We start from the raw sequence: 23087 nt of genomic DNA on the forward strand, positions 1-23087 counted from the left end.
CGCCCCGGCCGCCGCCGGCCTCACCGCACTCCCCCTCCACCGGACACGCCGGCTCCTCGCCGACCTGACCCGGTCCTGCCTATTCGAACAGCCGCTGACCGGCCGCTACACCCTCCACGAACCTGCTGCGCGGCTACGCCACCGAACTCACCCACACCCACGACGACACCGACGAACGCCACACCGCCACCCTCCGGGTCCTGGACCACCACATGTTCACGGCCTACGAAGCCAACCTGCTGTTCAAGCAGGACTCACAGCCCGGACTCGACCTCGGCTCCCCCGCCACGGGCGTCGTCCCGGAGACGTTCGCCACCATCGAACAGGCACGCCGATGGTTCACCGCCGAACACCGGGTACTGGCCCGCTTGCTGCAGACCGCCGTCAGCCAGAAGCTGGACCACCGGGTCACCGGCCTCGCGTGGACGCTGAAGGAGCACCTGTACCGCCAGGAGTACTGGCCCGACGCGATCACCGCGCTGACCCCCGCCCTGGAAGTGGCACAGCGCCGGGGCGACCGTTTGAAGGAGGCGCGCTGTCTGCGCCACCTCGGCAGCATCCACACCTGTCCGGACCACCGGAGGCGGGCTCTGGATCACCTGGAACGCGCCTCCGCCCTCTTCGAGGAACTCGGTGTGGCCGGCGAACGGGTTCGCGCCCTGTTCGTGACGGCGATGGCGCTGTTCCGGTTCGGCCGGCACCGGGAGGCGTTGGCTCCCGCCGAGCAAGGACTCGCGCTGGCCCGATCTACGGGGAACAAGCTGTGGACGGCCGAGTGCCTCAACGGGCTCTCCTGGCTGCACTCCAACCTGGGGCGGCCCGGGAGAGGCCTCGTGTACGGCGAGGAGGCCATCGCCCTCTACCAGCGCCTGGACGCCCCGTGGCAGGAGGCCCAGTGCTGGGACAGCGTGGGCTACGCCCTCCATCGACTCGGCCGGTACGAGGACGCGGCAGCCGCCTACCGGCGGGCGCTGGACGCCTTCGAGGAACTGGAGGACCACAGGAACGTGGTCGGCTCGCTGATGCGACGGGGCGACACCCGTCTGGCCATGGGCGACCGGGAGGCCGCACGCACGGACTGGGTCAACGCGCTCGCCGACGCCGAACGACAGGATCTGTCCCACAGCGCCCGGGAGATCCGAGACCGGCTCATCGCCCTGGACACGGATGCGAGCTCCGTACCCGTCCCGCCGCAGAAGGGCGTCGGCAATCGCACGGCGTCGGTTCCGACAGGCGCTGATTCTGCGCACCAGTCACCCGGGGCGGAGATTCACCGGCAGTAGGAGCTCTCTCCGTCCGAACTCGGCGAGCCATCGCTTCACCAGGTTCAGCCAGCAGGACACCACCGGCGCGAAATGCCGAGGGCGATCCGGAAGAACGGTGTGTCCTCACACGACTACCTGTTCTCGGCGGACGCGCGGGAAGTCATCGACGCCGAACTCGTCGGCTCGCGACGCGAACACCCTGATCCGGTCGTTCCCGTCGGTCCCGGGGGCCTACGCGCCGTCGGCGCCGCGGAGCGCCCCCTGACGGACACGAGGACGTGCCGGGAGCGGGCGGCATGGGTCGGCAAGCGGCGCGACAAGGAGACGACAAGGTCTGGCGAAGGGGTCCCGCCGAGTGTTGAGCCACTCACCCGCGCAAGTGGGAGAGCCCGCCACGGAACACTCGAACAGAATTGAGCAACACCCATGAACGGGACCATGGAAGCGGGTGCGGCCACCCTCGCCTCGACCCGGGCACATGCCCGGCACGTCGCTTCTGACACCGACTGCGACGCCTTCATACGAGACATCTACGAGCAGTACGGCCCTCTGCTCGTCCGGTACGCCGCGCGGCTGCTGGACGGCGACTGGCACAGGGCTGAGGACATCCTCCAGGAGACCGCGGCGCGCGCCTGGAAACACGCCCGGCTCTTGAGCACCCGCGGCGAACACATCCGGCCGTGGCTGTTCACCGTGGCCAGGAACCTGGTCATCGACCACCACCGGGCCCGGCAGGTCCGGCCGCTGGATCTGATGGCGGTCGAGGATCTGGACGCCTCCTGGGACGGCACGGAGTCCACGATCACCTCCCACGCGGTGCTGGAGGCACTGCGGGAGCTGAAGGAACAGCACCGGACCGTCATCCGCCTCATGTACTCCCTGGAATGCAGCGTGGCCCAGGTGGCCGAGCACCTCGGCATCCCGCCCGGCACAGTCAAGAGCCGTGCCTTCTACGCCGTGCGGGCGCTGCGCAAGTCCTTGGAGAAGCAGGGCGTACTCGGCGTGTAGTCACGGCACGGACGGGCGATGCCGGCCCGGTCATCATCCACGGTCCGCGTCGCCGCCGGACGGGTCCTGACGTCACCGTTCCGTCCGGTGCCGCTCCCCAGGCGGTACCGCTCGGCCCCGGGGTGTCGGCATGTCGGGGATGGTCCGTCGCCACCGAAGTCGAGGGGAGGAACCCGGAGAGTCCGGCTCACGACGATGGCGCACGCACTCGTCAGGCACCGCTGCCGGGCTCCACCCACCTGGTGGGAATCGTGAACCGCCCCGGAGGGTCCTGCTCGGAAAGCAGTGACACCCAGGCACTCAAACGCCCTTGTCGTCTTGCCCTGCTTCTGTCCGGAGCCGCTCGAACGACATGGGCGTATCGATGATCAGCCCCACTAGGGACCGGCTCGCGACCAGCGGCGCACGAGGTCGCCGCGGACCCGATACACCCGTCGTCTTCTTCGCTCGCCCTCGCCAGAGAGGTCGTGATCGCCTCGCCCTGCCCCCCGGACCACGGCGGAACCGGAGGGTCGGGAGCGACCTCCGGACTCGTTGCCGAGGAAAGCCCGCTGCGGCCGGAACGGCACCGGGACAAGCTGTGTCCCGGCCCCGGACCGACCCCTGCCGCCACCTCTCCGTGCCGAGTGGATGCCGGCCCCCAGGCCTTTCGCGATCACCGAGCTCCGCCTCGTCCAGGAAGGACCGCTCGGCCTCTTGGCGACAGCTCCTCGGTCGCCGTTCTCATCCGGCAGCCGGCTCGTCCCTGCGGATACCGCACGCCTCCGGTGACACCGCAGTCGGCGGTCACCCCCTCCGACAGCACGAGTGCAACCTCGTCAGGCCCTGTTCTCCGCCTGGAACATCCAGCTCTGCTTCTCCAGTTCGGCAGTCAGCCCGATGAGGAGATCCTGGCTCACGGCGTCCACCGGACCAGTCTCCTCGATCCGCTCCCGCACCCTCCCGATGACCGCGGAGAACGTACGCACCAGGGCATCGACAGCGTCGCCGTCCTTCGTCCAGCCTGACGGGAAAGCAGGCACGCCGCTGGTGCCCGCGATGGTGACCGCCCGTCCGTCCGGACCCACTCCCAGCGCAGCCGCGCGTTCGGCCACCGTGTCCGCGTGGTCACGTGCGATCGAGGCAACCTCGTCGAGCTGGACGTGGACTGATCGAAAACGCGGGCCGTACAGGTTCCAGTGCGCCTGCTTGGCCACCAGGGACAGGTCGAGCAGGTCGACCAGGGTCGCCTGGAGGGCCGCGCCGGCGATCTCGCGGTCACCCTCCGGCAGCGGGCTGTTGATCATCGTCATAGGTCTGTGGTCCTTAGGGAATGGCGCTGGCACCCTGGCAAGGAGGCCGACGGGTTGCCGTCTGGATGAACTGGCCATCGCACGCACCCGTCTGGAGCTCCGATGGCCTCGACGCCATGTACGGCCGCAGGCCCCGAGGGGTTCAGCTCCTCCGGCATACGGTCGTGCATGTCGCACGACGCCCGGTCATCACCGGCGCCGCCGGACCGACCGGCGCGCGCTCCACCGCTGCGGCCACGCGGCACCGATCACGAGTCCGGCCGTGCTCGGGAACCACCCTCCGGCCCACCGGGAGCGGCGACGACCTCAAGCCCTTTCCCGAGCGCCGGAGGCCATCAGACATCACGCCATCCATGCGTCAAACGTGCGTCACGTGCGTCGAACATGCGTCAAGATATCGCCCATAACGCCGATAACGCACACCCAGAGAAACAGCCTGTCAGCGCCCCTTTCCAGCAGGCTCAAGGATCGCGACGCACTCGACATGGCGGGTCGTCGGAAACGTGTCACGATGTGCCGAGGCGGGAGAACCTGCAGGTCAGGCTGCATTTCTCGATCCCGCCAGTGGGCTGTCGGATGCCCGGAGCGTCACAGCCGCTGTGCCGGTGAGGGCATACTGCGGACCGCTGGGAGGCACACCGGCTGATGCGCTCGGCGGGGCTCAAGCGAGCCTGAGGCTCCAGAAAGCGGGACAAGCACAGGTCGAGTGCAGCATGCTCGCCCACCTTGACCGTCCCTCGCATCCCGTCTCGCCCGACCGGCTGGAGTCGATCGAGGGCGTCGACCTCGCTGCCCCCCACCACGCACCGAACGCTCCCGAACCTGCCCCGAGCACCGTGGGCAGGCTGCGGCGGAAGCCCCGGCTCGCGGAGCCGTATTCCATGATCACGACTCTCGCCGCCCCGGCACAGCGCAGCGACCTCCAGCCCGATCCCGTCCAGGTCGACGCCCGCGAGCCGCTGCCGGGCGTCTTTGTGCACTCGGGTGGCCAGGTTTTCAGGCCCTCGCTGCCACGACCGTGTCCCGGTCCGATGGCCCGATCCGGTTACCGCCTCGGTCCCGCGACGGCGTAGGCCACGGTGCCGGCGACGGTGAGGACCAGGGCCGTCCAGGTGCCCGCTGCCGCGCCGGGCGGCAGCAGCATCCAGGTCGCCACCTGCATCGGCGCACTCGTCGGGGGCGGGGCGAAGAACGAGAACGCGAGCCAGGTGAACGGCAGCGTCCAGGCGTACTGGCCGCCCAAGAGCGCCGCGCCCAGGGCGACCAGTCCCATCATGCCCGCGCTGTCCCGGACGACGAACGCGGTGGTGGCCATGTCCTCGCCCATTGTCTGCACTGTCAGCAGCACCGTGCCGACGACCGCGCCGATGAGCAGCACGTGTGCCGCTCTTCGGGGCACCCAGCCGATCGCGGCCGTCCGGTCCAGCGCGAGGTCCTGCCCCCTGAGCCCGATCGAGGCTGCCATCGCCCCCGTAGCGAGGATGAGCACGGGCAGGCGCGGATCACCGGGCCCGTCGCCCCCGTCCCGGGCAAGTGCCCACACCGCCACCGCGCTGATCACCACTGCGGCGAGTGACGCGGGTACCTGCCGCGAGCGCGCGTACAGCGTCAGCCATCTCATCGGGACGCACCGCCGTTCAGTGCGTCGAACGCGTCGCCCTTGCAGGAGAGCGCGGCGGCGCGCATCGCGTTGATCCGCGAGAACTGCTCGGCCCGCGGCAGCGCCTTGAGTTCCGTCCACACCGGGCCGGCCTCGGCGTCGACCTTGCGGCGCAAACCTGCTGACCCTGTGCCGGGCAGCGACCTGAGGTCCCCGAGGACCCAGCCCACCGCGACGGCCTGCGCGAATTCATCATTCCCGAAGCTGCTCCAGCCGACGGGGGCGCACCCTGGCACCATGCCTTTGGCGATCAGGGCCCAGGTCAGCTCCTCGCCCTTCGCGGCGGCGATGATGTCGTCGTCCAAGTCGAAGAGTACGGTCTTGCCGGACCACTGCGGCGTGGAGCCGTCGGGCAGTACGGCGGTGTTCTCCCGGACCGAGACCGGCGCCTGGCCGCCCAGGGCGCCGTGCAGCAGGCGCAGCGCCTCCTTACCGGGACCCGCGAGGTCGGCGAGTCGCGTCTGGTGCGTCTTGGTCACGCACACCGGGCCGTCGCACACCAGCTCCGCGGCGGCCTCGTCGACGACATACATCCGGCGGGGGTCGGAGGGGAGGACGAGCAGGGCGATCACCGCGCCCGCCAGGACGGGCGTCAGGGCGAGCAGCCGTGCGCGCGGGGTCGCGGCGACCAGCAGCGCGAAGCCGGTCGCGGCCATGCCGAGCAGCCAGATCGTCTGCCCGACGTGCACGGAGGCGGAGAGCGTGACGAGCACCTCGCGCACCTCCTGCGCCGGTGACAGCAGCGAGACCCGGTTCGGCTCCGTGCCCAACGACATGTGCATGAGAGCCGTGAACACGAAGGCGCCCATTGCCAGCGCGGGTGGGGTGAGCGCGAACGGCAGGGCGCGCCCGGCCCCCATGCCCAGCACGGCTCCCGCGACGAGAGAGAGGGCGCCCACCAGCGAGATCGGCAGCCATCCGAGGTGCGTGTACTCGGTGTTGGGGAGTACCTGGACCGCGCCCACGAGGACGAGGAGCGCGAAGGCAGAGGCCAGGGTGATCGCCGTCGTGCCCGCCAGCGTGGCGGCGCGGTGCCAGGCGGGACGCGATGTGGCCGTCAGCAGCTCGGACATGTTCGAGCGGCGGTCGCGCAGGCCCTGCAGCGCCCCGAGCCCCACGGCCAGCGGCCACAGGTAGCCCAGCATGGCGCGGGTCCACAGGGCCATGGACGTCCACTGGGCCGTCCACGCCGTGGTGCCCCTCCACCACGCCGCGTCCAGCAGGTACAGGAACGCCAGCGCCGTCGTCAGGACCACGGCGCCGGCCCACGGGGCGATGGAGCGCTTCAGCTCGATGCGCAGGACGCGGATGTTCACCAGGCGCCCCTTCCCTGCTCGGGGCCCTGCAGCAGCGCCGAGTAGCCGCGCTCCAGCGGGCTGTCGCCCACATGTTCGGGGCCGCCCATCGAGGCCAGCTCGTCTGGAGGGCCCTGGAAGACCAGCCGGCCCTCGGCGAAGAGCACCACGTCGGTGCAGGCGGCGGCGACGTCCTCCACCAGGTGGGTCGAGACGAGCACGCAGGTGTCCTTGCCCAGCTCCTGCAGCAGCTCGCGGAAGCGCAGCCGCTGCGCCGGGTCCAGGCCGACCGTCGGCTCGTCCAGCAGAAGGATCGTCGGGTCGTTGACGATGGCCTGGGCGATGCCGACCCTGCGCACCATGCCGCCCGACAGGGCCTTCATCTTCTCGTCGGCGCGGTCCGCCAGACCCACCCGCTCCACGGCGCGCTGCACCGCCCCGGGGATGTCCGCCTTGGGCACCTCCTTCAGCCACGCCATGTACTCGACGAACTCGCGCACCGTGAAGCGCTTGTAGTAGCCGAACTCCTGCGGCAGGTAACCGATCCGGCGGCGCAGCGCACGGTGCTCGCCCATGCCGCCCGCGGATTCTCCGAGCAGCTCCAGGGTGCCCTCAGTGGGGCGCAGCACGGTGGCCAGCGTCCGGATGAGGGTGGTCTTGCCCGCCCCGTTGGGGCCGAGGAGTCCGTGTACGCCGGTGCCCAGTGACAGGTCGAGCCCGTCGACGGCCATCCGGTTCCTGCCGACTCTGACCCTCAGCCCACTGGCCTGGATCTCCCAGGCGTAGGCCGTCGGCGCGACGTCGGCCGCACTCACGGCGGTCATCATGTGGTGGTCCTTACGTTGTCGGTGGGTTGATTCCGGTCTCTCGTGGGACCGGGAGACCCAGGGATGCCGGTGTGGCAGTGGTGTTTCAGCCACTCATCGGGATGCGCGCCACAAGATCGCCGGGGAAGGACACACCAGCGAGGCCGATGGTCATCGATGGGCTCCCAGCACGGAATACGCTCCCCTGCGGGCGATCACGACTCCGATGCCGAGCGCGAGGACCAGCCCCCACACGGGCAGACCGTCCGTCTGCAGGGCGAAGGTCGTACGGCCGGCGACGAGGGTCGGCGCCACGACTACGGCGGCCCACACCGCCACCAGCGCAACGGCCGCACGGGTCACGCCGACGACACCGCCGAGCGCCAGGGTCGCCGACGTGAAGGCCAGACAGGGCAGCAGCCACTGCGCGGCCGTCATCCCCGTCACCCATCCGGCCACCAGCAGCGCGGGGACGACCACGGCGAGCACGGAGGCGGTGCGCCGCAGCACCAGGTACAGCCCGGCTCTCGGTGCCGAGGCCGTCAGTTCGTACGCCGGGTCGAGCCCGCGCGACCACGACGCCGCGACGCCGAGCACCGGCAGGACCGGGGCGAGCAGACGTACCAGTGACACCTCGCTGGATCCGGTGCCGACCAGGTCGAGCAGGAGCGCGAGCAGTGTCACGCTCACGACCATGGCCAGCCACGGCACCATCACCGGCGTCATCCACGCGGACATCCACGCCGACCAGCGGCGCCGGCGCGGCATCGTGGCGGTGGCGGCCAATTGGGGGCCGAGGCCGGACCACACCGTGTCGACCAGTGCCGCCACGGCGGTCGCCTGCGTCGTAACGGCGGCCGACAGCCGGTCACGGCACACCCGGCACGCTTCCAGGTGGGCCTCCAGGGCCCACACCTCGTCTGCGGCGATGTCCGTGTCGCCGCGCGCGTAACCGTCGATGAGCCGCATCGACGCGTGTTCCACGCTCATGCCAGCGTCCTCCGCATCGCGATCCTGGCCCGGCGGGCACGGGTCTTGACCGTGCCCTCGGGCAGTCCGAGCAGGACCGCGGTCTCCCTGACGGACAGTCCGTCGAGCACCATGGCCTGCAGTACCTCTCTGAGCTCCGGCGCGAGGCGCCGCAGCGCATCGCCGACGTCACCGCCGACGGTCGCCGCGAGCGCCTCCTCCTCGGCGGCGGGTGCCAGGGACTGCGGGGCGGCCGCGGGCGGCGGCTCCGCGTGGTGGGCCCTGCGCCGGAACGCGTCGACGAGGCGGCGCGCCGCGATCGTCCACAGCCAGCCGAGGGCCGTTCCTCCGGCCGCGGCCCCGGCGAACGCACCCGCCGCGCGCCACACCGCCAGATACGTCTCCTGCATGACTTCGGCGACGATCTGCTCGTCCGCGCAACGGCGGCGCAGCCGCACCGCCATCCACGGCGACGTACGCCGGTACAACTCCTCGAACGCGGCACGGTCGCCCTTGGCCACCAGTCGGACGAGACGCTCCTCGTCCAACTCGTGCAGCGCTGCTCTCACTGATCTCACACCCCCTAGACGCCCGAGCCGGGCCGCGGGTTTTCCCCCCGACGTGATCCCCGACACATGTGGAAACCCGTGGGTTCCACTCAACTGAAGCTTCGCCACTACGCGGCAGTGGCTTGGCCGGCCCGGCAAGCTGATCTGGCTCGGCGGTCAACACCACGGCTCGCGTCGACTCGCCCCGGCTCGCCTCAACCCATGCGAGGCAGGGACGGGGCGGCCGCGGAGGCTTGATCCGCAGCACGCAGGGCTCGCGCCAGCCACTCCAGCTCCTCGGACGCGTCGGGAGACGAGTACTGTCCGCGCACGCGGGCGACGAGCCTGCGGTAGCGGTCCGCCCCTGCCTCGATCCCGGCCTCCAGGCATATCAGCACGGCGGCCCGATCGGCGTCGCCGAACAGCTCGGACAGCACTTCGACCGCGGCCGGTCCCTCGGGGGCGATCCCGCGTTTTCTCACCTCCGCGACGGTCTGCACGACCTGCCTGGCCCACCAGATGGACGCCCCGGAGGCACGATGTTGCCCGGGGACCGGGGTGCACAGCTCCAGCATGGTGCGCATCCGGACTCGGAAACCGGGGTCCCGCACCAGCTCGGCCAGTTCGATCCAGGCGTCGACCTGCTCGGGTGTGGGGTCGTCGGGCAGTTCGATGCTGAAGGTGCGCATGCGGTCACGCATGCCCGGGTCGAGGTCGAGACGGCCGAACACCTCCTCCTTGAACTCGTCGATGATCTGCTTGCGTTCGGCGGCGGAAAGCCGTGCCAACCGGTTCATCAGCGCTGTCTCCTCAGCGGTCGAACCACGTTTCGATACGGTGGACAGGACGGCCCGGCTCACCTTGAGGGAGCGGATCTGCGCGTCGAGCGCGGCCACGTGCGCGTCGGCGATCTCGACGACCGTGGTGCGGCCGCTCAGGACGTGGCACACGTCGTCGAGCCCGAGGCCCAGCTCCCGCAGGGTGCGGACCAGCTCGACGCGGGCCACGGATTCGGCGTCGTACAGTCGGTAGCCGCTCGCGGAGCGGGCCACGGGCGGCACCGCTCCCTCGTCCGACCAGAAGCGCAGGGTGCGCACCGGAAGTCCGGTGCGGTGCGCGAGCTGGCCGATGGTGAGCACGTCGGGGCGTTCGTCTTCCATGGCGAGATCCTGGACCCTCCAGCCGCTGGAGACTCAACCGCCCGGACGCGCGAGCCGGTGGATCTTGACGTCGAGGGGCTTTCCACCGCTTGCCGTGGCGGTCATGCAGGTCCACCTGAGCCCGTGAGGACCCGGCACACGACGGGGCTCAGCAAAGGCGCATCAGTACTGGCAACACCACCTGCCGTGGATGCGCACCCCCCAGGAGAATCGCCTTCACGACTGCGCAGCGCAGGGAAAGCAGGAGACGTGCCGGGGGTCGAGCCGATCGCCCAGGCCTCGCCCAGTCCGCCGCCCTGCTGCACGCGGCCGATCTCCACGGCCACAATTACGCATCGACGCCATCCAGGCCGCGTCACGATCCTGACCTCCGACGCCGAGGAGGTCACCATGCTCGCGGCCGACCACCCCCGCGTCGCCGCCGAGAAGGTCATGGATCGCATGGGCCGAGAGCCACGTGCAGCGCCTGAACCCCCTCAAACGGTAACCCCGCGCCGGGGATCTCAGGCCGTTCATGCGCGGCTGGAACCCCTACGGACCCACCGACTGGGGCCCGTTCCGCCGAAGTACGGCGGCAGCGCACCTGCCGCCGCAATCAGCGGCGCTGAAACCCGGCTGATTTTCGTCAAGTTCCCGCAAAGCCGGCACTCGGCAAGCGCCCCCCAGCATGACCTGCACGATCAGCCAGGTGACGCCTCGCCAGAAAGAGCGTCACGAGCGTCGCTCCAGCGTCAAAATATCGCCCGTAACGCCCACACCGCCCATAAAGCACACGCGCAAACCGCAGGTCAGGCGTCCTTCTTCATTGGCTCAAGGATCGCCACGCACTCCACGTGGTGCGTCATCGGAAAGGTGTCGCAGGAGACGGAACGGGAGAAACCCCTGGTCAAGACCGCTTTCTGGTCCTCGCGTCCTGCTACTTTAGCCCCCAGAGCGTCACACGAGCGTCACGGCTGCGGGACCGGTATGAGTAATTAGCCCATCGCTGCATGTGTTCTGGGGTAGCGATCCCCGCGGATGTCGACCCGGTCCACGGCCTCGGTGATCTCCTTCGGGTCCTCCGGGGTGAGCTCGATGTGAACCGCGACGATGTTCTCCTACAGGCGGTGGATCTTCGTGGTGCCGGGGATCGGCACGATCGAGGGGGGCTGGGCGAGCAGCCAGGCCAGTGCGATCTGCGCGGTGGTGGCGCCTTTGCGTCGGGCGATGGCCGACAGCAGATCGACGAGAGCCTGGTTCGCGGTACGGGCCCGCTCGGTGAACCACAGGAGGCTGCCTCTAAGGTCGGAGTCGGCGAAGGACGTGGTGCTGGTGATGGCATCGGCCAAGAATCCTTTGCCCAGCGGGCTGAAAGCGGACAACACCTCCTTCATAGCCGATAGAGAGCGGCGCTATACACGGTGAGGTCCAGGGAAAGGCTCTGTCGTCGACACCGGGCCGGGGTGGTACTCCGTGGCGGCGGAGGCGTGTCGGGCATCGGCATCCGTCGCCCCCGCCGGGACGGTGTTGTGGGGAAAGCCGAGAGAGTCAGAGATGTGGCTTGGCGTACCCCCAGAGAGAACCCCGGCGAGAGACGTCCCGCCGGGGCACGAAACCGAGATCAAAAGAGCGAGAGCTGTTCGAGTTCGTCAGGTTCGGCAGACAATCCAGCTGCCTCGGTGAGGTCAGGATCCGCGTCATGCAAACGATCGTCGTTGTCCCCGTCCGTAGCTGCCACCGTGGATCCGTCCCCGGGCTCCTCCACGCCGGGGTCATCCGACGAGAACATCGGCAACACGTACGCCTGGGCAAGGCCCGCAAGGTGGAGTGGCAACGGAAGGGACAGCGCCACTGGGTAGTCCGGGGCCTGGCGGAGTTGGTGCATCGCCAGGGCAATTGCTTCCGGTTCGTCAGGCCCGTCGGAAGCCGGCCCAGGAGCGTCCTCACCCGGGTGACAGCCGAGTACGGCAATTTCGACAAGTGCCGGGTTCCAGGCCCCGGTCCCCGCCTGAGACGTCAGATGTCCAGCGGCGTTGATCCGCGTGGCGACACGGTCGAGCGCCGGTGAGATCGCAAACGAGCCAGGGCGCTCTGTCGTGCTGTAGAAGACCCTTTCGTGTGGTGACCGCCGCTCACCGTCGCCCACCACTTCCGCCCAGAAGCCGGCCGGCTGACCATGGGGCTTGCCCGGCGCAGCCAAGCCCCACCACTGCGCGGTCTCCCGGCCGCCTCGTCCTCGTACTCGCACGAGGCGGAGCTCGTTGTCGAAGCGCGCGGCCGGCGCGTGACCCGTCTTGAGAAGGTCACGGACTGTCTGACCGTCTTGCAGCCAGGGCCAGTGAAGCCTGCTGTTCTGGGCATGGGTGATGAGCACCGTGGGATCTCCCCGCAATGAGTGCAGCATGCGTTGAAGAAAGCTCGCGGTCTCTCGACGCTGCTCCGCCAGATTGGTGCGCCACTGCTTGACCGTGACGGGAGTCCCGTTGGTACTCGTGACATCGCGCTGACCGGGGATGATCGGATCAGGATCGGTGTACGCATCCGTATCGATCTCCGCCTTCCTCACCAGCCCCAGGAGAAAACGGGGATAGGGAATCCAGTCACAGGCGTCGTCGTCCCAGCCGCGAACGACCGCGAGCCCTTGCGTCGCAGGAATCGGAGTAACGCGCACCGCAACCGGAAGATGCTTCGGCAGCCGGGTGGGACCGTCCTTACGGCGCTTGACCATCCACACCGCGGCGTACTGCAGTCCCTCCGGGAGGTCACCGCCCAGCGTGTGCTGGGGCAGAACGCGAACGCCGAGTTGGCGCAGTCCGTCGAGCCACGCATTTTGGGCACGGTGCTCCAGATTGTCGGCGTTCTTGATCTGCCGGTCCGTGGATGGGGTGACGACGAACTGGGTGAGCAACCCCGCGTCGGCGCACCCGAGCCGGATGGCGAACTTGGGATCCGTCTCTCTCGGTCGGAAGGTGCTGCGGTGTGCGATCTCGACCAGAGCTAGTCCGGGGCAGGACGGATCGGCGCCGTCTCCCCTCACCCACTCGCGGAGGTCGCGACGCCGCACCGTGACGGCAGCGGCAATTCGGGCTCCTTTGCCCTTGACGGCTGTGTCGAAGGCCAGACGGTCGCCGAGCCCATCGACCAGGGGAAGGCAGCGCAGTCTCAGTACGAGCTCTGGCGTCTGCCATTCCAGGACCACAGGTGCACCCGGCCGCGCGTCGTCGAACGCCTGGTCCACCGCCGCCGCTCCACTCACTCCCCCATCACCGTCCAGACCAAGGACACCGGCGAATGCCTCCACGGCCTCACGCCGCAGCTCTGCTGTCTGCCACAAGAGTCTGGCTTCCACCACTGGCAGACCGTCCCGCTCGGTGGCGAGTCCCGTGAGGCGGGACAAGGCAGCGAGCGCAGTCCGCCGGGCATGGGCAGCGCGCAGTTCCTCCGCCTTCTTCTCCGTGTCCTTGGGTTTCGGCCGACGGTTCTCAGGAGCACCGATGCCCTTGCCCCGGCCACGGAACAGGTCAGGGATACGTGCCACCCCCTCGGGCAGAGCCTGTTCCGCCCATGCGGTCAGCTCGGCCGTCTGGTTAGGCATGATGCCACGGCCGACCTCGTGGACGCCCATGCGCGCGCTGTGGACCACGGCAGCCCTGACACCGGTACCGTCGCCGATCCACACGCTCGGATCCTTGAGGAGTTGGTCCGGGTCAGGAAAATGCCCGGCAACGCTGAGCCTGTGCAGGATGCCCGCCGGGTCGTTCCCGACCCACGAGTAGGTGTCGGTGGCGCGATCCCGCTTCAGACGGGCCAGGGCATATCGCTGGGTGGCCGGCGCTCCGGGCAGCCAGGGAATCTTGGGCCGGAGGTAGACGGTGGTGGCCTCGCGGTACGGAAGAGGCAGGCGCCCGTTGTCGGACCTGGTGTGCGTGGCCCAGCGGCGTACACCCCAGTGCAGGTGAAGCCGGGGCCGGGGATCGAACGGGGTGGTGTGCAAGGAGATGTTGAGGACGATGGAGAACCACCAGTCCTGGCGCTTGATGGTGCGTTGCAGCGGTTGGGACATCAGCTCTGCCCCTTGATCACGGGGGCCTCGGGACAGGGCCCGGAAACGCAGCTCGCCGCCGTCGAACGGATAGGGGTCGAGAGCAAGGATGCGACGCGCCAGTGCATCGGTGGCCAGTTGGAACTGCCTGGCCTCGGGCGCCGCAGTTCCACCTGATGTCGCACGGGTATTCAGCAGATCCACTCCCGGAACCGCTTCCCACCCCGGGAGGTTCCGCTTCAGCTCAGCACTGCAATCAAGCAGGCGGGAACGGAACTTCGGGTCCTCGGCCGCTTCCCTGGGGCCCAGGGTCCGCAGCCAGGCGTCCAGGAGCTTCCCGAGCGTGTCGGGGGGCAGGGGGTCCGAGACATCGGCAGGCAGGTACATCCAGAAATCCTCGGCGGGCATGGGGCCGTCCCCGACGGGCGGCCGTGGGCGCGGTCTCACGATCACGTCGGGCGCGAGGGTCTGCAGTACAGCGTCCAGGCGCCGGGTGGGAATGTTCTTGTGCTGCCCCTCCTCCGTGCGTCCATGGTTGTGCAGTTCGAGGAGCCCCTCATGCCAGTGCTCGGGAAACCGGAGCGCGCGGAAGTCTGCGGTCCACGGTGCGGCGCCCTCGGCGAGATGGAACGCGGCGCGCCGAATGCTCTGGTACATGTCGGTTCTCCAAATGCTGTCGTGGCTTCGGGGTCGGGGATTCGGTTCAGCAGTCGGTTTCGATGCCGCACAACGCCTCGTACAACGGGCGATAGAGCAGCCTGACCAGCGAGGGGTCAGCAGGGTCAGGGAACACCTGGTGGGCACGGTCCGCGCTGAAGTAGGGAGCCAGCACACCGCGCAGCGCTACGAGGAGCCCGGGATCCTTGTGCCATCGCGGGCGGCGGCCTGATGACGTCGCGCGGGCTCGTGACGCGGCGAGCCGGGGCGCGAAGGCCGCGTCGACGAAGACGACCCGAGCGGGTACACCGCCACGCACCAGTCGCCCGATGACCTGCCAAATGGTGACCAGTTGGTCCCAGGCGAAGGACCTCTTCTCGGCGTCGGACAGCATCGAGTAGATGTAGGGCCGCGACAGCAGATGTCGCCACACTCCGCGCGCGGTCGTCCGGAAGGCGCCCCCCGCTTCATCGAGATCGTCCGCCTTGCCCACCAGCTCGCTGAAGGTGCCCTGGGCAAGGCCCGGTTGGTCACGAACGAAGCGGGTGGCCCAGTCGTTGATCGCGAAAACCGCGAGGGAAAGGTCGTCCGGACGCGGGTGCGGGCGAACCAGGAAGAACACCGTTCCGAATGCGGCGACTCGTTCCTCGCCCGGCCGTTGTGGGACCGTCAGAATGTTGTGGCCTCGCTCGACAGCGAGGAGGGGCGCCACGAGGAGTTCGGCTTCAGGGTCGTCGGCGAAGGACGCCAGATCTCCGCGGCGCACCGCTCCGGCCCCGGTGGCCGGGGTTCCGGCTGGGACCTCGCCGTTGATGGCGGCATCGAGTTCGGCATCGTCAGCAGCGAGCACGCGCACCCGGCCACGCCACCTGGGGATCTCGTCCAGAAGATCGGCCGTCGACGATGCTTCCCGGTAGCTCCCGACGAGCAGGAGTGCCCGCCGCCGACGCTCGTCGGCGATCTGAGCGAGTTCGTGCTGGAGGGGACTGGGGCTGCCATCCCGGCCCGGGCGAGCAAGCTTGTGGACGAGAAGCCGCAGGACGTCGGGGCGCTTCTCGGGGTCCTGCCCCGAGAGGCGAATCGGCTGCCCGGCGTCGTCGTACAGGAACTCGGTTCGGAACACTGTCCTGCGGATGGAGTCCAGCGCCTGCGGCTGGGGCTTGAGCACCGCCTGGACGGGTGCGAGGACATGGGCGCGGGTCGATGTGCCCGCCCAGCTGGTGCCGGACATCAGCAGAACGTGGGGGCCAGACCTGTGCCGTCCGGGATCGGCGCCGAGTTGGGGCAGAGACAACAGCAGCTCGCGGCCTACGCCGGCGCACCGGAAGAAGCGCAGCGTGCCCGTGCGACGTCCCTCACGGTCGGGGGCGCGTCCCCGCTCGTCCAGCAGGTACTGGAAGCCGAGCACGTTGCCCATCGGCGCCTCGGGCAGGAGGGGAGCGTAGTCGAGAGGCGGGCGTCTGGTGAGTTCGTGCCCGCCCGCGTCGAGCCGGAGCGCCGCTTCCACCTGGGGCCAAAGGAAGGTCACACGGTCCAGGCGCTGGTGGAGGGCCGCCAGAACGAGCGTGAATTCCAGTCTCAACGCGTTGAGCTCGAGCCACTCCTCGCTGAAGGGGATCTGCTCAGGGTCGGGAGTCCTTCCTTCCGGGGGCCGCGGCATGGAACGCTGAGCCGGCGTCGGAGCCCCCTCAAGGAGGCGGTCGAGGAGTACACGCACCCGCCTGCGTGTGAGCTTCTCGTTGAGGGTGTGCAGGAGGTCGTGGGCAAGGTGGGCCAGGCCGTCCGCGACCGTTCCATGAGGTCCGCGATCGCCGAGGGGATCGTCGCGGAAGACATCGAACAGCTTGGTCACCTCGTCACGGCGGGCCGCCCATGGTTCGTCGGCGGCGGACTCGGCTTCGGCCGTGCGCGAGCCGAGACCCTCTTCGTCCTCGAAGAGTTCGTCCTCGTCCTCGATGCCTTGATCGGCTTCGAAGTCCCCATCCGAGGGTGCTCTGTGGAGCGGGTACCAGGCGTGGAGCAGCTTCTCCTGAAGGGTCCAGGCACTGAAGTAGTCGATCTGAACCCAGTCCCGCAGGCGCTCGTCCCCGATGAGCATGGCGTACAGCCGGTCGGCAGCGGAGCCGACCACGTCGAGTGCCGCGGACCATCGTTCGACGTCCCTGTCCGACAGTTGCAGCCGGCCCTGTCGCGCCAGCTCCGCGATCTCGTGTGTCTGTAGTTGATCAAGCCAGGATTCCGGTCCTGTGGTGACCAGGGTGGCCGAGGGGGCGAACATCTGGTCGAGCTGCATCTGAACCCGGTCGGCCTCGTCCACGATCATGATGTCGCTCCGCAGACAGGCGAGCTCCATATAGCGCAGGCGCTCCGCGTTGAGCTGCCTGGGCACCGCCGTCTGCACGAGGCTCGCCGGGTTGGCCACCCAGATGAGCGCGTCCACGAGATCGCGTGCCGCCGAGTGACGGGGGCAGGCGCTCCAGACCGGGCAGGCATGGGGGTCTCGCAGCTCCTCGTCCTCCGGCGTCTCAGTGCCTCGGTCATGGGGCCGTAGGCCACGAGCTCGCTCCAGCTCCCGGGTCGCCCGCGCGGCGGCGGCCTCTTCCGGCACCGCCGTCCGCTGATGTGCGGGATGCAGTGCGCCACAGGGTGCGTCGGCATGGCGAAGCGGCTCGGGCGCCTCCAGACCACGCAACGCATCCAGGGGGCAGGCCGTGCTGAGGTGAGCGAAGGCCCGGTCGGTGTGAGCAAGCAGGGAGTGCTTGCCCCGTGCGGCCATCCGACGGTGGAGGCGCTGGGTGTGCTGTTGACGGGTGGTGCCGCCCTGCACGAGCGCGGCCCGGAGCCCGAAGCCACGGAACAACTCGGTCAGCGTGAGCTGTTCGGCGACGTCACCTACAACCAGCGTGATGCGCAGCTTACGGTGGTAAGCCCATACGGCGATCAGCGTCATGAGCGTCGACTTCCCGGCCCCGACCATGCCGACGAGATGAGTCAGCTGATCGAGCGGAAGCGCGTCGGCCTTCGCGAACTCCACCCCCCCGGCAGTACGGGTATCGAGCTCCAATCTGTCCAGCCGATTCGCCCAGTTGCCCGGTGCGAGAGTGCGTCGGCGCTCCTCCTCATCCATCCACTCGGCGGTTGCTGCGAGTTCGGTGAGCGGAATCTCGATCGGGCCGGACGGCCCGGGTCTCCCGGCGCGGAGATCGTGTCCTGGTGCCGGTTCCAGCACAAGCTCCGCCGGCACCGTGACAGAGGAATACCTGCGCCGGTCCATGAACCGGTAGGTGCCCGCCTCGGCCTGCGGAAGCGGGTTCGTGGAGAACTCGGGCAAGCTGCCGAGCGCAGCGTCGTACACGGCGAAACGGTGGGAAGCCGCTGGCGGGATCACCCTGCGGGCCGGGCCGCCGCCCGGCGGAACCCGGTAGGCCCGCAGCCGCTCCGGCAGCTCCAGGTACGCCTCCAGGCTCTGCTCCCACATCCGCCGCCGCCGCATCGGCCACAGCAGGTGGCGCGCAGCGGTCAGCGCCACGCGGTCGTCGGGGCCGGTGACGAGCCCGGCGGCCTGGGCGAAGGGGTACCCGCCGAGGAGTACCCATACTCCGGCGGCGTCGCGCCCGGGTTGAAGGTTCTCAAGGAGGCGCAGTCCCAGTTCGACCTGGCAGAGCATCGCGGGCTTCGTGGCGGCGTGCTCCTCGGGCCAGGGGCTCAGATCGCGGGCAAGCTGCTTGTACCAGCTGCTGCGGTCACGCATCCTTCGCTCCATTCGTTTCCGTGATCTGCGGCGTGATCCGTGCGGTGGCCCCGCGCTCGCCGCGAAGTCGAGCGCGAGCGGTCCTCACCAGCTCGTCGTCCGACAGCAGCCTGAGGCCACCGGCCTGCGGGGCACGCTCTCGTGCGAATACATCCAGGTAGTCGCGCCGTGTCCGCACCCGGAAGCGCGGCACGACCCAGCAGGCTTCGTCGTAGGGCGGGTCGGGTCGCACGGCCTTGGCCGACCTGCCCAGAAGGCCCGGATGCGCCCAGTCCTTCACGTCGATCGCCCACACATGACCGTCGGGGAAGGTGACCCGGAGGTCGTACGCGTCGAAGCCCGGCCACATCTCCACGGCGAGCCCGAGGCCTCGAAGTTCCTGTTCCAGATCGGCCTCGGCCCGTCCGGGTCCTGTAACGAACTGGCGCAGCGGTCTGCGGAGTTGCCGAATGTCCCCCACATCGGCGGCTGGCAGGACTCGACCGTGGGGCGGGACTCCCTGAAACCGGCACTGGTCGCGTTCACACCACCAGCCGCCTCCGGCCACCGGGGTGAGCAACGTCAGACACCTCCCGCACGTGAGGTGGAGGCCGTCCCGGCGAGATCCGGCCGGCACGGGGCCGTAGATCTCGTCGATGAGAAACCTCACCGGATCGAGATAGAGGTCGGCGCCGATGTCGAGCCAGTCCGACTCGGTCAGAACGGGGCGGGTGACCAGCAGTCGACGGAAGGCGGTGTACGACTCGGGGGACGAGGCATCGCGACAGGCACGCATGGCCTCCTGGATGACGACCCTGTCGTACTGGCGTCCGGCGCTGTCTCCGAGCATCTTGACGGCGAGCTCGTCGCAGAGCTGGGTCGGCCGTCCCGAGTCCTCGTCGATCAGACGGTCCTCGGCGGCGAACAGCCCCTCGGGAAGCCGGTCGAGGGGCCAGCTGCCCAGTGGTCTTGCCCGGCACCAGCGCATCAGCTCCGGAATCCCCGAGGGTGGCCGTGCCCCACTGAGAAGGCACGCCAGCACCAGCCCGTCGAGGGCCCGCTGTGCCTCAGCCGGGTAGGGAAGCGAGAACGAGTCGAGACGAGTGACCCCGTCCAGGCGAACGACGGCAGTGGCGACCGCACGCAGGAGCACCACATCGCGGTGCAGGAGCCAATCCGGCACCGGCGGCTGCTCAGGCATGAATGCTCCCCCGGTCGGCGAAGTGGTCGGCCTCGGCGGCGTCCGGGTGGCGGCCGACGCCTTGCGGGTGCTCGGCGACGTACGCGGTGCCCGGCTTGCACCACGTACGCGCCTGGCAGCCGTGGCAGTGTCGACCGGTCGTGGGCTCGTACGAGGCGTCGTCCAGAAGAGGCTGTGCGAGATCGGCAATGATCTCCCTGGCTTCGGCGACAACCACCGGTTGACTGGGGTCGATACGCTCTAGACGGCTCTCCCCGCGCCCCTCCCTCAGGTGCTCGAACTCCACCCAGGAACGTCGCGGATCAGCATCCAGGGCGCCCGCCGAGAACAGCAGCACCGCCAGCGCGAGCTGGGGATAGGACCGCAGCAGTGAACGGCCTTCCCACACAGGGCTGGACGCGGTCTTCGTCTCCCGCCAGATCCAGTCTCCTCGCCGGGTGTAGAGCAGGTCTGGTACGGCCAAGACGACGACGTCGAGCTCGGGTACGTACGCGGTCACCCGGTGCTGAACCAGCACCTGTTCGTTCGACCCGATCCCGTTCAAGGGGCACAGCACGCGATGTTCCGTCAGCATCCGCACGGCCACGTGCGCGAGCGGGCCCTCCAGAGGGTGGGCGGCGGGCAGCGAAGAGGCGTCGGGGATCGGCAGGTCGCGGCATCCTCGTACCGGACGATCCGCGTGTCGCTGATTGAGCCAGGTGTCCACGGCCCGGCCTCGGCGAGCGCCGTCGTTCTCCGCTGACAGGTCGTTCAGATGCAACTGCCGCACCAGGTGGTACTGGGCCGGGCACTCGCCGTGCAGACGCAGGTCCCAGGCCGAGACGGACCGGCGACCGCGCATGGGCGCCGTGGAAGCAGCGCCCCAAAGCCTCGGAGTCCGGTGCAGTGCGGCGCACCCGCTGATGGCCTTGCAGTCGACGCAGCTCGCGCCCGGCCGGGTGCCGGCACCGGTCGCAGCGGCGACGAACGCGGGCGCCGCATCGGCCATGAACCGGTTCTGGACTTCGGTGCGGTGCCAGTCGAGCAGCGGGGTGACACTGCCGTCGGCACAGCCGAAGTCGAAGACGCGCACTCTCTCGGGCAGCCGCGTATTGGCGGTGGCATCCTTCGGCGGCGTGTCTCCACGACGGCGACGCGGAGTCGGCGCGCCGTTGGCCATCACATGCGCGATGGCCGCCTTCTCCGCAGCGGCCCGGTCCGCCTTGGCCCGGCCGAGACTGGGGATCCACAGGTCCCGTACGGAGCCGTCCGCCGAAGCGTACTGGCGACCCCATGCCGTGTGCTCGTACTGCTGACCCCCGCGCGCGTCCGGAGCGTCCTTCTTCTTGGAACGCGCCGTCCATCCCAGCCGCACGGGTACGGTCGGCGGGAGACCCGCCGCTCGCGCGGCGGCCTGCTCCTCACCGCGGGCCGCTGCATACCGCTCGAACGCCTGAACAGTCCAGGCCATCAAGGAGGGATGCGCAGGCGCACTTCGGCCACGGAAGGCGCCGCGAGTACCGCGCAGTTCATCGAGCACCCGCCCGATCGGCCAGCCGTCCTGCTCCCACAGATCGAGGGCCGCGAACAGCGGACCGGGCGCGAAGTCCTCACGCGGTGCCCGCCGGAACGGCGCCGGCGGTTCGGCGGCGACCAATGGCCTGACAGCGGTGCGCAGATGGGTCGGACAGGCCCCGGGATCAGGACGGGCCGTCCTGGAGCTCACCTTGATCAACCAGCCGGGGCCGATGGTCCCGGGCGGATTCTCCATGGTTCCCCCTGCTGAGGGCAGCGCGGACAGGATGCACTCGGCCACATCAAGGCCCTGAGCACGTCACCAGCATGACATGGAGCTGTGAACTAAGTCCACACACGGACCATCATTGGTCGACTTCACGCTACGCTGGCGTGCGCCAGGCAGTGCAGGCGTACGGAGGGGCGCAACGGTGGACATGGGCTCACAGGAGATCCGGACAGGACAGACCGTCGGCGGGCGCTTCAGGCTCGTCGCCGCGATCGGCAAGGGCGGCATGGCCCAGGTCTGGCGCGCCCATGACCTTCGGACCGGGCGGGATGCCGCGGTCAAGTTTCTCCGTCCGGACACCGAGGACCTCCATCAGCTCGACACTCACGAGCGGCTGGCCGAACTCGACATGCTCCGCGCCCGGTTCCGCCGCGAGGCGAACCTCCTCGCCCAGTTGGCCCACCAGGGGATCCCCGAGCTGTACGACCGGGGCTCGCACGACGGCATGCCGTATCTCGCCATGCGCCTGGTCCCCGGGGTGACCCTTCACAAGTTCCTCGCGGAGAACGGCCCGCTCGCCCTGACCGTGGCCACCGCCGTCGCCGCGCAGGCAGCGGACGCCCTGGCCTGCGCGCACACACTGCCCGTCGTACACCGGGATCTGAAGCCCCACAACATCATGGTCTCCGACGAAGGGGTTGTCGTCCTCCTCGACTTCGGCATCGCGAAGCCGATCGGCGTCGGCGTCACTCACTACACGAGGCACGGCTCGACGCTCGGAAGCCGCGGTTACCAGGCTCCCGAACAGATCTTGGAGAGAGAGCCCACCACGCGCACGGACATCTACTCCTTCGGCTGCGTCTGCTACGAACTGTTCGCAGGCCGCGCCCCCTTCATCCTCGGCGAGGAGAAGGGGCTGATCGAGCAGCATCTGCACAAGGATCCACTGCCGCCGAGCACTTACGCGGCCGGAATCCCCGATGCCCTCGACGATCTGCTGCTCCGCATGTTGGCCAAGGATCCCGAGCAGCGGCCTGCAATCGACGAAGTACTCAATGTCCTGAGCCCGTTGACACCTCGTCCTGGCTCACCTGAACCGCGCCCCCGGCTGCGCTACGACCCCACGGCCCCGTTTCGTCTTCCGAAGAACCAACCGGGCGATGGGCCATCGGCGACGACTCCTCAGCCCGTTCCGACCGTCTTCGAAGCAGACGACGAATGGCTGGACGTACGTGCCGTCGAGCGGCTCTGCGATGCGGCCGAGCAGGAGATTCAGGAGGGTGACCCGGACGAGGCCGTGCGACGCCTTGCACAGCTCGCCCCCCGGGCCCGGCAGGAGTGGGGCGCCCGGCGCCCCCTTGTCCGCCGGGTCTGGGACCTGGCCGCCGATGGGCTGCGGATCGCCGGCGACTGTGGCGGCGCGGCGCATCTCTACGAGTCCATCGCCGACGATCTGGCCCGCGGTGAGGGGCCGCGGGAGCGGGCCGATCAGACCGTTCTGCGACTCCGCGTCGCCGAATGCCGTCTCGCGTTCGGCGAGATCGAGGCGGCGATCAGGGTGGTCGAGGAGGCGGGGTACCTGGCGGCAGGGCTGCCTGCGCCGCTGGCCGCGCAAGTGGAGGAGGTGCGGCGCGAGGTCGACCTCGATCTCACCGAACGGCTCGCCGGGCCCGACATCCCTCAGGAGTAGCGTGCCGGCCGCACCCGGCCTGCGCCCGCCTACACCGACACTCCCTCGCTGCCGCGCGGGCC

Annotated in this window: 15 protein-coding genes; 3 read left to right on the top strand and 12 right to left on the bottom strand. The window is 69.4% G+C overall.

Annotated features, from left to right (window positions below; genetic code table 11):
• The first annotated feature begins 212 nt into the window (after positions 1 to 212).
• Positions 213 to 1283 carry a tetratricopeptide repeat protein gene (locus AOK00_RS10510; protein ID WP_055600042.1) on the top strand — a complete coding sequence of 357 codons (1071 nt, stop codon included), beginning with the start codon at positions 213 to 215 and terminating at the stop codon, positions 1281 to 1283.
• A gap of 408 nt (positions 1284 to 1691) precedes the next feature.
• On the top strand, positions 1692 to 2273 hold the full coding sequence (locus AOK00_RS10515) for a sigma-70 family RNA polymerase sigma factor (RefSeq protein WP_055600043.1): 582 nt from the start codon (positions 1692 to 1694) through the stop codon (positions 2271 to 2273).
• A gap of 818 nt (positions 2274 to 3091) precedes the next feature.
• On the opposite strand, the gene AOK00_RS10520 is transcribed toward AOK00_RS10515, so the two are convergent.
• From AOK00_RS10520 to AOK00_RS10580, 12 genes are all read right to left on the bottom strand, one after another.
• The gene (locus tag AOK00_RS10520) at positions 3092 to 3565 is read right to left on the bottom strand and encodes a Dps family protein (protein ID WP_055600044.1); all 474 of its coding nucleotides are present in this window, start codon (positions 3563 to 3565) and stop codon (positions 3092 to 3094) included.
• A 1045-nt stretch (positions 3566 to 4610) separates the two neighbouring features.
• Entirely contained in the window at positions 4611 to 5186 is a 576-nt protein-coding gene (locus AOK00_RS10530) for a hypothetical protein (RefSeq protein ID WP_055600046.1), read from the bottom strand.
• Positions 5183 to 6541 carry a hypothetical protein gene (locus AOK00_RS10535; protein ID WP_055600047.1) on the bottom strand — a complete coding sequence of 453 codons (1359 nt, stop codon included), beginning with the start codon at positions 6539 to 6541 and terminating at the stop codon, positions 5183 to 5185. Before AOK00_RS10535 ends, AOK00_RS10530 begins: the two co-directional genes overlap by 4 nt.
• Positions 6538 to 7347 (bottom strand): ABC transporter ATP-binding protein, encoded by an 810-nt coding sequence (locus tag AOK00_RS10540; protein WP_173861539.1) that lies wholly within the window; start codon positions 7345 to 7347, stop codon positions 6538 to 6540. The genes AOK00_RS10535 and AOK00_RS10540 overlap by 4 nt, the downstream gene beginning before the upstream one ends.
• 150 nt (positions 7348 to 7497) lie before the next feature.
• On the bottom strand, positions 7498 to 8316 hold the full coding sequence (locus AOK00_RS10545) for a zf-HC2 domain-containing protein (RefSeq protein WP_055600048.1): 819 nt from the start codon (positions 8314 to 8316) through the stop codon (positions 7498 to 7500).
• The gene (locus AOK00_RS10550; RefSeq protein ID WP_437441406.1) at positions 8313 to 8864 is read right to left on the bottom strand and encodes an RNA polymerase sigma factor; all 552 of its coding nucleotides are present in this window, start codon (positions 8862 to 8864) and stop codon (positions 8313 to 8315) included. Before AOK00_RS10550 ends, AOK00_RS10545 begins: the two co-directional genes overlap by 4 nt.
• A gap of 194 nt (positions 8865 to 9058) precedes the next feature.
• A complete protein-coding gene (locus tag AOK00_RS10555; RefSeq protein ID WP_055600049.1) occupies positions 9059 to 10003 on the bottom strand; it encodes a MerR family transcriptional regulator in 945 nt (314 codons plus the stop codon).
• A 1097-nt stretch (positions 10004 to 11100) separates the two neighbouring features.
• Positions 11101 to 11376 (bottom strand): aldo/keto reductase, encoded by a 276-nt coding sequence (locus AOK00_RS36890; RefSeq protein ID WP_254047309.1) that lies wholly within the window; start codon positions 11374 to 11376, stop codon positions 11101 to 11103.
• Positions 11377 to 11603: 227 nt separating this feature from the next.
• The gene (locus tag AOK00_RS10565) at positions 11604 to 14681 is read right to left on the bottom strand and encodes a pPIWI_RE module domain-containing protein (protein WP_055600051.1); all 3078 of its coding nucleotides are present in this window, start codon (positions 14679 to 14681) and stop codon (positions 11604 to 11606) included.
• A 46-nt stretch (positions 14682 to 14727) separates the two neighbouring features.
• Positions 14728 to 18432 (bottom strand): hypothetical protein, encoded by a 3705-nt coding sequence (locus AOK00_RS10570; protein WP_055600052.1) that lies wholly within the window; start codon positions 18430 to 18432, stop codon positions 14728 to 14730.
• Positions 18425 to 19612 (bottom strand): HU-CCDC81 and SPOR domain-containing protein, encoded by a 1188-nt coding sequence (locus AOK00_RS10575; protein ID WP_055600070.1) that lies wholly within the window; start codon positions 19610 to 19612, stop codon positions 18425 to 18427. The genes AOK00_RS10570 and AOK00_RS10575 overlap by 8 nt, the downstream gene beginning before the upstream one ends.
• Complete coding sequence (locus tag AOK00_RS10580; RefSeq protein ID WP_063886578.1) at positions 19605 to 21362, bottom strand: PD-(D/E)XK nuclease family protein; 1758 nt, start codon at positions 21360 to 21362, stop codon at positions 19605 to 19607. The genes AOK00_RS10575 and AOK00_RS10580 overlap by 8 nt, the downstream gene beginning before the upstream one ends.
• 181 nt (positions 21363 to 21543) lie before the next feature.
• Here AOK00_RS10580 and AOK00_RS10585 point away from each other — a divergent pair, with 181 nt between their 5' ends.
• Positions 21544 to 23025, top strand: coding sequence for a serine/threonine-protein kinase (locus AOK00_RS10585; RefSeq protein WP_055600071.1), 1482 nt, complete (start codon positions 21544 to 21546; stop codon positions 23023 to 23025).
• The last annotated feature ends 62 nt before the right edge of the window (positions 23026 to 23087 follow it).

Source organism: Streptomyces aureus, assembly GCF_001418135.1.
Taxonomy (GTDB): domain Bacteria; phylum Actinomycetota; class Actinomycetes; order Streptomycetales; family Streptomycetaceae; genus Streptomyces; species Streptomyces aureus_A.